Raw genomic sequence first — 8,521 nt, 5'->3', positions numbered from 1 at the left:
CCGGCGCAGTGGTGGGCGCCGGGCCCGGGTGGGTGGGTCAGGGCTGGTCAGAGCTGCTTGGGGTGGTGAGGGGTTACACATCCATCATTTCCGTAATCAACTTTGCCTAACCGTTTTGACAAAGTGGATTACACAAAGATGCGGACGCGAAATCCCAGGTCAGGCGCGCGGGTGCCGGTCGGCGTGCTCGTCCAGCCAGGCCGTCAGGCACAGGGCGGCGTGCGCGCACTCCGCGTCGAGGCCCATCCCGGCCTGGGCGGTGAACAGGATGTCGACGAACTCGCCGTCCCCGCCGTACAGGGCGCACGCCCACGGCTCGGTGTGGTCGGCCGGGGCGAGGTCGGCGTTCTCCCCCGAGTACAGGAACACCTTCGGCCCGGTGTGCGCGAGGCCCTCGTCCCGGGTGCGGTCGACGCCCGCGATCACGTACGAGACGCCGCAGTCCTCGTGGAGCCAGCTCGGGACTCCGTACACCGCGAGCGCCGCGATCAGCTTGTCCCCGTCGCGCGGACCGGCCTCCCGGGCCGCCTCCCGCGCCCTCCCGTGGAGCTCCAGGAGGCGGGCCGGGACGAGGGGCAGGGCGCGCCGCTCGGGCCGGTCGGGCTCGGCCACCACCATCAGCGGCTCGCCCGTGCACGACAGGCCGGTGAGCGCGAACAGCGCCTGCAGCTCGACGTCGTCGGTCCCGGTGAAGTCGGCCAGGACCCGCGTGGTCACCTCGCGGTGCTCGCCGCAGGCCGCCATGCCGTGTCCGCTGCTGGCGCTGATCAGGAACTCGGCGGCCACGTCGTGGCCCTCCAAGGCGTGGCGCACGCAGCGCATGCGCAGGACGGAGGGGGCCTCGGCCTGGTAGGTCGTGAACATCGGTCTTCCCTTCGGTCGGGTGCGGGGTGAGGTCAGGCGGAGCGGCGGCCGGTGTGCTGCCGCTGGGCGGGGAGCAGGTGGAACGCGGTCCTGCCTTCGTGGCAAAGCCTGGCGTTGTCGGCGGCCACCTCGGCGGCGAGGCGCTCGTGCTTGTAGTGGACCGTGGCCAGCGCCCGCAGCGCCCAGCTCGTGACCTCGTCGTCCGCCGACTCCAGGTGCGGGTGGTGCAGGACCGTGTTCCGGCGCTTCTGCAGGTCGAAGTCGTCGCGGGCGAGCTTCTCGCTCACCGCGCCCAGGACCTTCATGGGCGGGGTGACGCCGGTCACCGGCTCGACCGCGTACGCGACGAGGGCGGCCGAGAGGTGGAAGTCGTGCGCGCGGAACACCATGGCGAGGGCGGCGACCGCGTCCGCCAGCTCCTCGGGCAGCTCGCCCGGCTCGGCGGGGGCGGTGTCCTCGAAGGCGCCGGCGGCCGAGCGGAAGCCGCGGGTCACGATGTCGAGGAGGGCCGGACTGCGGTGGTGCGCGCGGGCCTCGAAGACGTTGGCGGCCAGGCGGAGGCGGCGGGCGGCGGTGGCGTAGGCGTTCACGATGGTTCCTCCTGGGTGGTGTCGAGCAGGGGCGGGGCGGGTCAGTTCCAGTTGCGGAGCGCGTGCCAGCGCCGGGCGACGTAGGGCACGGCCGCGTCGGGGTGCTCGTCGAGGACGTGGGCAAGGGCGGCGTCCCGGGCGCCGTCGGCCGTGGTGGAGCGGCCGTTCTCGGTGCAGTCGTGCGCGGGCCGGTCGCCGTCGGCCATGACGTGCACGCCGCAGCGCCACAGCCAGCCGCGTCCGTACCGGGCGGCTGCGACGGGGCCGAGCCCAGCCGTCGCGAGCGGCGCGATGGCACCTGCGGCGTAGAGCAGGCCGGTCGCGACGAAGCCGTTGTCCGCCCTCCGGTCGGCCTCCAGGACCACCTGGACGTCGCGCCAGACCGGGGCGAGGACGGGCCACTTCTCCGGGGGCACCGGCTGCTCGTCGGGGACGCAGTCGGCTTCCTCGGGCAGATCCGGCCAGTCATCCAGGATCGTGCTCAGCTCGTACACGTGGGGTCCTTTCAGCTCGCGAGGTCGAAGATGTGGGCGGCGATCCGGTGCCAGCAGACGTGCACGGCCTTCAGGCCGGCCGGGCACGTGCAGGCCGCCCGGGCGGTGCGGTAGGCGCTGGTGCCGTCGCTGCTAACGGCGAGGTAGACGCGGTTCTTGCTGCTCTTACGCAGGGGGATCAGGCCGCCCTGCCGGAGGTTCTCGACCGCCTTTTCCAGCTGGTGCGGCTTGTATCCGGCCAGCTCAGGCGCCTTGCCCGCGCGGCGGATCATCCTGCGGCACTTCGGGCCGAGCCCGTCGGGGCTGGGGTTGCGGAGGAGCCGATTGCACTTCACGCACCGGTGCTCGGTGGGGGTCTCGGTGCTCATCGCGGCTCCTGGTGGGTGGTGGGGAGTGGATCTACTTTCATTCTTTACGAAACGCACTTTGTCTAACCGATTTTACCAAATGAGTTAGGTAAAGAAACTGCCAAGAAGGCCCGGGGGTCGGGCCGCTCGAGGCGGCCCGGCTCCCGGGTCCGGCTACTTCCCGACGGGTCGCTCGCAGGTGGCGTGCGTGTGGCAGTTGCAGCGCCCGCAGTCCGCGCACATCTGGTCGGCCTCCAGGCTGCACCGGCCGCAGCCGCCCGCGGCCTCCACGTCGGCGTCGTCCAGGGCGCACGAGAGGTCGACCAGGGCCTTGTGGTCGAAGCGGCGCCGGGGCCTGCACGTCCCGTCGCAGTGGGTCGGTCCGCCGAGGAGGACGCTGTCTTCGCCTTCGTGACCCTCGCAGGCGTAGGCGAACTCGTCCTCGACGGGCTCGACCTTGACGCGGAGGTCGTGGACGTCGAGGAGGCCGACGCGCTCGATGACCGCGCGGGACCAGAGGTGGCCGACCTCGATGATCATCTCGCGGTCCTGGTCGTCCTTGTCGGTGATCGGCTTGCCCTGGGCGCGGGCCACACCCCAGACGAGGGTGCGCAGTTGTGCGGGGCTGTCGCAGACGTAGGGCTCGTCGCTGATGCCGGGGTGCTCGATCGTGACGTGGAACATGGTCTCTCTCCTCGGTTCGTGCTGCTGGGTGGGTCAACGAGTGCGGCAGGGGCCGCTGGTCAGGCGGACTGCGGGGCGGTGGCGAAGACGCACTGGGCGCTGGCCGTCATCTCCTCCACCGACCAGCCGCGCTCGGCGAGCCGGTCGGCGACGATGGGCAGGCAGGGCCCGTGCCAGGGGTGGTCGCGGCGGACGGCCTCGCCGGACTCCAGCCAGTAGAAGGCGACCCGGCCGTGGCCGCGGGGCTCGACGGCGAAGCCGCGCACGCCGAACTGCTCGGCGGTGGGCTCGATGAGGTCGTGGTCGTCGCTCAGCCACGCGCACGCCAGCCCGGCGAGGGCCTCGCGGGCCCGGAGGACGTCGGGGTGCTCCCGGTGCTTCGGTGCGCTGCCGGGCGCGGTGTCGCCGGCGAGCTGCGCGGTGAGCACCGCGTCCAGGGGCGGGGCGGCGTCGAATTCGGCGTCGGCGGCGGCGATGCCCTGCGCGCTGATCGGATCGTGCTCGGCGAGCCAGTCCAGGACGGCGGTCAGCTCGTCGAGGGCGGCCTTCCACTCGGGGTTCGCCGGGTCGGGGTCGATGCGCACCCGCTGGGCCGCCGCGTGCGACCTCTGCCGCATCGCGCAGATCTCATCTCGGGCGGCCGTGGCCCGGCGGGAGGCGGCGCGGTGCTGGCCGGTCTCCTCGCAGGCCGGGCAGAGCACGGAGATCCGGGACTTCTGCTCTTCGTTCAGGTGCCGGTCGACGTCCTGCTCGCACAGCGTGGCCGAGCGGCCGGGAGCCGCGAAGTGCGGGTCGAAGTCCCGGCGGCCGTGGACGATGTCGACGCCGGCCTCGTCGGCAAGGCGGTTGATCTCAGCGTTGCGGTCGCCGGGCTCGACCGCGGCGGCGAAGGCGCGGGCCACGGTGACGATCTGAGGCTCGCGCTCCTTCGGCTTGTTGAGCGGGTCGGGCTCCTGGGGGTTGGCGGCGGCCAGCTTCTCGGCGGCCTTGGTGCACGGGGCGCAGAAGCGCTCGGCGAAGTCGGCTTCTCCGTTGGTCATGCGGCGGCCGGACGGGCGGCCGCACAGGGCGCGGGCGCCTTCCTCCTTCGCGTAGTGCGGGAGGACGCCGCTGGCGCTGCGGACGGGGATGACACCGGCCCGGGCGTGGAGGTCGGTCGTGGTGGTCATCTGGGGCCTTTCTGGTGGGTGGTGATACTTCATTCTTTACCTAGTGGACTTTGCCTAACCGTTTTAACAAAGAAGGATTGGTAAAGAGACGGTCAAGGATCGCCGGTCGCACGGTCGGCGCCGCACCGATCTAGCCAAACGCGTTTTGCAAAGTGGACTTGTGGAAGACTGCGGGCATGCCCAGGAAGCCAGGACCCCAGCCCCTGCCCGACCACAAGCTCAGCGACGAGGCCCGCGCCGCGATCAAGGCGTGGGAGGAGCACGTCGAGCAGGAGGTCGTACTGCGCGAGGCCGCGCAGAAGGCACTCGCCGATGAACTCACGGCGAATCCGGACCTGCCGGTCGCAGTTCTAGCGAAGCTGCCGGAAGTCCCCTGGGGAATCGGCACGCTCTGGAACATCGTCGGCAAGTACGACGTCCCGGCACGCCAGCCGAACAAGGCGAAGAGGGCAGGAGAGAGCTGACCTGCGCCAGACATGACGAAAGGGCCACGACGGGGGAGCGTGGCCCTTTCGGCTTTCGGGGTGGAGCGGCTACAGCGCCTTGGTGGCGAGGCCGAGCAGGATCAGCACACCGAACAGGACGAAGACCCGCCATTCGCCGGGCTGCGGCATCCGGCCACCGCCGGACACGATCGCCTCGTTGAACGGGTGCATTCCGCCGTGACGCTCGTCGCGGTGTTCCTGACCGTACCGCTCGGCGGAATTCCGCAGAACGAACGGGTTGGATACCTGCTGGCAGTTCCCGCATTCGTAGCGGTGCATTGTCGGCCCCCTGGGTGGTGCTGCGCCTGCGCCGCACGGTCGCTCGCGGCGCGTCACGAGCGTAGCGCGCTCCGTGACAGGCCGGGAAGGGGCGTGCCCGATATGCCCCCTCTCCCCCGGTAGTAGGCGGTAGGTAGGCCGGTAGCGGTAGGCGACCGTGGCCCCTCTCGGGGAGGGGGAGGGGAGGGGCCCGTGCCGCTCCCCTGCGCGGCCCTCTCGCCGGCCGGGACGGCGGGCCCCGGCGAGGCCTATTCTCCGGCCGTCCGGGCGGCCGGAATCGGGGCCGGATCTGGGGCCGATTCCGGGCCCAGAACGGGGGATGCGCCGGGGGTCAAATCGGGCACCAAATGGGCGGGCAATCGGGGCCTGTATCCGAGGTCTCGGGTGAGGTCGTCGACGTGCACGCCGGGGACGTTCTTCTTGACCCATTTCGAGCCCGATGCGGACTCCTCGAAGACGCGGAAACTCATCTGCTCGCGGACCGTGATTCCGGCCGTCTCCAGCAGCTCGATCATGCCTTTCCGCGTCATGCCGGGGAGGGCGCCGTGCTGCTGCTGCTCGGCGAGCAGATCGTCAATCCGGGCGCCCCTTCCCTTGACGTTCGGGTTGCGATTTGCGGCCCCGGCCGCGACGCGCTGTTCCACGAACTGGCGGAGCTTTTCCCGCGCGTCGCTCCAGCGGGCTTCCCGGGCCTCGTCGTCTTCTCCCCGCCCCCCTTCCTCGGCGCCTTCCTGCGGCTTCTCCCCCGCCGACTTTTCATGATCGTTCTCGGTGGTGTCGTCTTCCTCTTCCTCTTCGTCTTCGGGGTCGGGGGCGGGGGCGAAGGCGGCTGCGAGGAGGCACCAGGCGACGACCAGCCCGAGGACGACCCACACCGCGTAGGAGGCGGCGTAGGCCCACAGCGCGCCCACCACCCCGCTGAGGAGGGTGCACGCGATGACGACCACGAACACCCCCAGTACGAGCTGTTCGATCGTGTCGCCGATGCCGCCCTTGGAGGCCGGTGCCTCCTCCTCGCCCTCCGAGGCCGTCCCGCCGCTCCCCTGCGGCCTCGACGCGGTCCGTACGCCCTGCCATACCGCCCCGGCGATCCAGCGCCCCAGGACGACGCTTCCGGCACCCACCGCGGCGGCGAAGGCCCGCAGGGGCAGCATCAGCTCCTCGCGCGCCGTGAGGGCCACCGGCTCCTTGTCGACCGCCGCGCCTTCGGGTGCCGGGGTCGTCTTCTTCGTCAGGTCGACGGTCACCTCAGCCTCCCGCCATCTTCGCGACGACCGAGCGGATCAGGGTGACGAGGATGCCGGGGATGCCTCCGGCCTGGCCGGCGAGGACAGCGCCCATGAGGCCGAGGAGCGCGGGCCAGATCATGCGCTTCTTCCACGGCCAGGCCCAGGCGATCAGCAGCAGGAGGCACGCGGAGCCGCCGGGGCCCGGGTCTCCCAGGCCGGTGTCGGTCGTCGCGCTCTTGCCGACGTCGCCGAGGCCGTTGGCGAAGTCCGCCCAGGTACCACCGGCGGCGACCCACAGCGTGCCGGTGATGAACCCCCAGATCAGGGCCTGGTCCTTGTTCTGGATCTTGATGCGGTCGCTGCCCCGGAGCCCGGCGATCAGGCAGACGCCGGCCATGGCCGCGAAGCCGGTGACTGTGACGGCGCCCAGGAGCTGCATGCCGTTGATGCCGGGCGCGGCGAGCTGGGTGGTGGTGTGCACGAGGGTGCCTTTCAGACGACGGGGCCGCTGGAGTACGGCAGGCAGGCGAGGAGAGCGGAGGCAAGGGGCACGCGGAACAGCCACCGGCACGTCCAGTGCCAGTGGCGGATGCGGCGGTCGATGAACCACCACAAGCCGCCGCAGATGCCGCCCGCGGTGATGAGGAGGCTGGCTGAGGACGAGCCCAGGCCCCATTCCTGGCCGTACGCGTTGAGGTACTGGACGGGGACAGGGGCGAGCTGGCGGCCGATCTCGGCGGCGCCGGCGGTGACGATCGGCCGGACCAGGACCGTCTTGTCCTGGAAGACGCTGCGCACGGCGCTGGTGCCGGTGAACTTCCAGGCGCCCCAGCCAGCGCCAGCGGCGAGGACGAGGCCGAAGGTGCCCACCGCGGCCTGTTCAGCGACCGGCAGGTACGCGGCGAACAGGTCGACCAGGCCGAGGCTCCAGCCCAGGCCCGCGGCGGTGCCGTTGAAGGCGACGATCCGCAGGCGCCGGTCCCCGAGGGCCTTCTCCCCCGCTTTACGGACCGCGGTCCGCTTAGGGCCGCCGATGGCGACCTTCTCGACCGGCCCGCCCGGGGCCGGTGCGGTCTGCACGGGCTGCTCGTCCTCCTGACCGCCGTCGCGCTCTTTGACGACCTCCTGCAGCGGGGCAGGCTCAGCGGGAGCGGTCGGCGCGGGGTGCCGGTTGTCGGGCAGCTCGGACAGGTCGCGCGGCTTGGTGCTCCACCAGTCCGGCACGCCCGGCGACGAGGCCGGGGTGTGGATGCGCGCCGGGGGCTGCATGGGGATCTGCGGCCCGTCCTCGTTGTGGGGCTCGGCGTGGCCGACGGGGCGGGCGCCGAGGCCCGCCATGATGCGCTGCGTCCAGCGCTCGTTCGCCGAGGTCACAGGACACCTACCGCGAGGTCTACCGCGAGGTCGCCCAGGGCGTGCCAGAACGTGACCAGCGGGGCGCCGAGGACGGCGACCACGGCCCACAGGGCGACCCAGGCGAAGGCGAGGTCGGTCTCGTTCTTCGTTGAGCGGACCTGCACGACGAAGAAGGCCAGCAGGCCGATAGCGGCGATGGGCAGCGAGATGTGCAGGAACCTCGCGGGTGTCAGCGAGAGGCCCACGAGCAGCAGGGCGACGTACACGCCGGTACGGGCAAGGCGGGACATGGTCACCTTCCGGTGTAGGGCGGCAGCAGTCGGGCCGCGATGTCGGGGAAGTGATCGGGGCGCTGGCGTGGCAGGCGCTCGGCGTCGAGGCGGCGCAGCACGGCGCAGGCCCGGGTGGCGGGGATGATGCGGCAGCCGTTGAGGCGGTACTCGCGGCCGTGGGCCAGGCGGCCGTCGATGATGGCGACGGCCACGGGCTGGACGCTGAGGAGGCTCTGCACGGCGCGGGCGCCCTTGCGGAGGCCTTCGAGACGGTCGGTGACGTCGCGGCTGCCGTGCCAGAGCCGGCCGCCGTCGACGGCGACCTCCCAGTTCTTGGACATCTTCTTGGGGTCGAGGACGTAGACGTGGCCGCGCGGGCTGATCGCGAGGCCGTCGATGTTCGTCGAGCCGGACGGCAGACGCCGGTCCCACAGGAACACCCATCCCTCGTCGGACAGCTCGGCGAGGAGCCCGGCGACGTACTGCTCCCCTACGCCGCCCGCCTCGTACTGGTCGGCGAGGCGGGCCGCCCGGGTCTGGACGCCGCACGCGGTTGCCAGGCGGACCAGCGGCGTGCGCAGCTCGCGGGCGCGAGCGAACGCCGAGGCGCCGGGCGTGCCCGGCCGGTGGCCCCGGCCGGGCCGTCCGAGGCGGTTCCAGGCCCAGAACGCGGCGACGATCAGTGCCACGGTGAGCAGCAGGGGGGACATCAGGTCTTCCTTCTGGGAGTCGTCGGGCGAAGCAGAGGCCGG

Annotated in this window: 13 protein-coding genes; 1 reads left to right on the top strand and 12 read right to left on the bottom strand. The window is 71.8% G+C overall.

The features are described 5' to 3' along the window. Window positions 1-159: 159 nt before the first annotated feature. From ABZ923_RS40140 to ABZ923_RS40115, 6 genes are all read right to left on the bottom strand, one after another. Window positions 160-864 carry a hypothetical protein gene (locus tag ABZ923_RS40140; RefSeq protein ID WP_361482991.1) on the bottom strand — a complete coding sequence of 235 codons (705 nt, stop codon included), beginning with the start codon at window positions 862-864 and terminating at the stop codon, window positions 160-162. 32 nt (window positions 865-896) lie between these two features. Then, the gene (locus tag ABZ923_RS40135) at window positions 897-1,454 is read right to left on the bottom strand and encodes a hypothetical protein (RefSeq protein WP_361482988.1); all 558 of its coding nucleotides are present in this window, start codon (window positions 1,452-1,454) and stop codon (window positions 897-899) included. A 41-nt stretch (window positions 1,455-1,495) separates the two neighbouring features. Next, window positions 1,496-1,948, bottom strand: coding sequence for a hypothetical protein (locus ABZ923_RS40130; RefSeq protein WP_361482985.1), 453 nt, complete (start codon window positions 1,946-1,948; stop codon window positions 1,496-1,498). Between the two features lie 11 nt (window positions 1,949-1,959). Further along, entirely contained in the window at window positions 1,960-2,316 is a 357-nt protein-coding gene (locus ABZ923_RS40125; protein WP_361482982.1) for a hypothetical protein, read from the bottom strand. Window positions 2,317-2,469: 153 nt separating this feature from the next. After that, window positions 2,470-2,979 carry a hypothetical protein gene (locus tag ABZ923_RS40120; protein WP_361482980.1) on the bottom strand — a complete coding sequence of 170 codons (510 nt, stop codon included), beginning with the start codon at window positions 2,977-2,979 and terminating at the stop codon, window positions 2,470-2,472. Window positions 2,980-3,038: 59 nt separating this feature from the next. Next, complete coding sequence (locus ABZ923_RS40115) at window positions 3,039-4,148, bottom strand: hypothetical protein (protein WP_361482977.1); 1,110 nt, start codon at window positions 4,146-4,148, stop codon at window positions 3,039-3,041. A 176-nt stretch (window positions 4,149-4,324) separates the two neighbouring features. Between ABZ923_RS40115 and ABZ923_RS40110 the strand changes: the two genes are divergently transcribed. After that, window positions 4,325-4,612, top strand: a complete 288-nt coding sequence (locus ABZ923_RS40110; RefSeq protein WP_361482974.1) for a hypothetical protein — start codon at window positions 4,325-4,327, stop codon at window positions 4,610-4,612. A 69-nt stretch (window positions 4,613-4,681) separates the two neighbouring features. Here ABZ923_RS40110 and ABZ923_RS40105 read toward each other — a convergent pair whose 3' ends face one another. The 6 genes from ABZ923_RS40105 to ABZ923_RS40080 all read right to left on the bottom strand — a co-directional run. Continuing rightward, window positions 4,682-4,912, bottom strand: coding sequence for a hypothetical protein (locus ABZ923_RS40105; RefSeq protein ID WP_361482971.1), 231 nt, complete (start codon window positions 4,910-4,912; stop codon window positions 4,682-4,684). Window positions 4,913-5,160: 248 nt separating this feature from the next. Then, complete coding sequence (locus ABZ923_RS40100) at window positions 5,161-6,159, bottom strand: hypothetical protein (protein ID WP_361482968.1); 999 nt, start codon at window positions 6,157-6,159, stop codon at window positions 5,161-5,163. A 1-nt stretch (window position 6,160) separates the two neighbouring features. Beyond that, window positions 6,161-6,622, bottom strand: coding sequence for a hypothetical protein (locus ABZ923_RS40095; RefSeq protein ID WP_361482965.1), 462 nt, complete (start codon window positions 6,620-6,622; stop codon window positions 6,161-6,163). Window positions 6,623-6,633: 11 nt separating this feature from the next. Further along, a complete protein-coding gene (locus ABZ923_RS40090; RefSeq protein ID WP_361482962.1) occupies window positions 6,634-7,515 on the bottom strand; it encodes a hypothetical protein in 882 nt (293 codons plus the stop codon). Next, window positions 7,512-7,787 carry a hypothetical protein gene (locus tag ABZ923_RS40085; protein ID WP_361482959.1) on the bottom strand — a complete coding sequence of 92 codons (276 nt, stop codon included), beginning with the start codon at window positions 7,785-7,787 and terminating at the stop codon, window positions 7,512-7,514. Before ABZ923_RS40085 ends, ABZ923_RS40090 begins: the two co-directional genes overlap by 4 nt. Window positions 7,788-7,789: 2 nt before the next feature. Beyond that, window positions 7,790-8,521, bottom strand: a 732-nt coding sequence (locus tag ABZ923_RS40080; RefSeq protein ID WP_361482956.1) for a nuclease-related domain-containing protein, incomplete at its 5' end; no start/stop codon positions are given.

The organism is Streptomyces sp. NPDC046881, from assembly GCF_040645015.1.
Taxonomy (GTDB): Bacteria; Actinomycetota; Actinomycetes; order Streptomycetales; family Streptomycetaceae; genus Streptomyces.
Note: the sequence above shows the minus strand (reverse complement) of the source record. Positions and strands in the feature narration are given on the sequence as shown.

What these genes read in the sequence shown, in the direction of transcription:
- ABZ923_RS40115 (WP_361482977.1), bottom strand. Translation starts at nt 4,148, where the DNA reads ATGACCACCACGACCGACCTCCACGCCCGGGCCGGTGTCATCCCCGTC.
- ABZ923_RS40140 (WP_361482991.1), bottom strand. Translation starts at nt 864, where the DNA reads ATGTTCACGACCTACCAGGCCGAGGCCCCCTCCGTCCTGCGCATGCGC.
- ABZ923_RS40085 (WP_361482959.1), bottom strand. Translation starts at nt 7,787, where the DNA reads ATGTCCCGCCTTGCCCGTACCGGCGTGTACGTCGCCCTGCTGCTCGTG.
- ABZ923_RS40120 (WP_361482980.1), bottom strand. Translation starts at nt 2,979, where the DNA reads ATGTTCCACGTCACGATCGAGCACCCCGGCATCAGCGACGAGCCCTAC.
- ABZ923_RS40125 (WP_361482982.1), bottom strand. Translation starts at nt 2,316, where the DNA reads ATGAGCACCGAGACCCCCACCGAGCACCGGTGCGTGAAGTGCAATCGG.
- ABZ923_RS40105 (WP_361482971.1), bottom strand. Translation starts at nt 4,912, where the DNA reads ATGCACCGCTACGAATGCGGGAACTGCCAGCAGGTATCCAACCCGTTC.
- ABZ923_RS40110 (WP_361482974.1), top strand. Translation starts at nt 4,325, where the DNA reads ATGCCCAGGAAGCCAGGACCCCAGCCCCTGCCCGACCACAAGCTCAGC.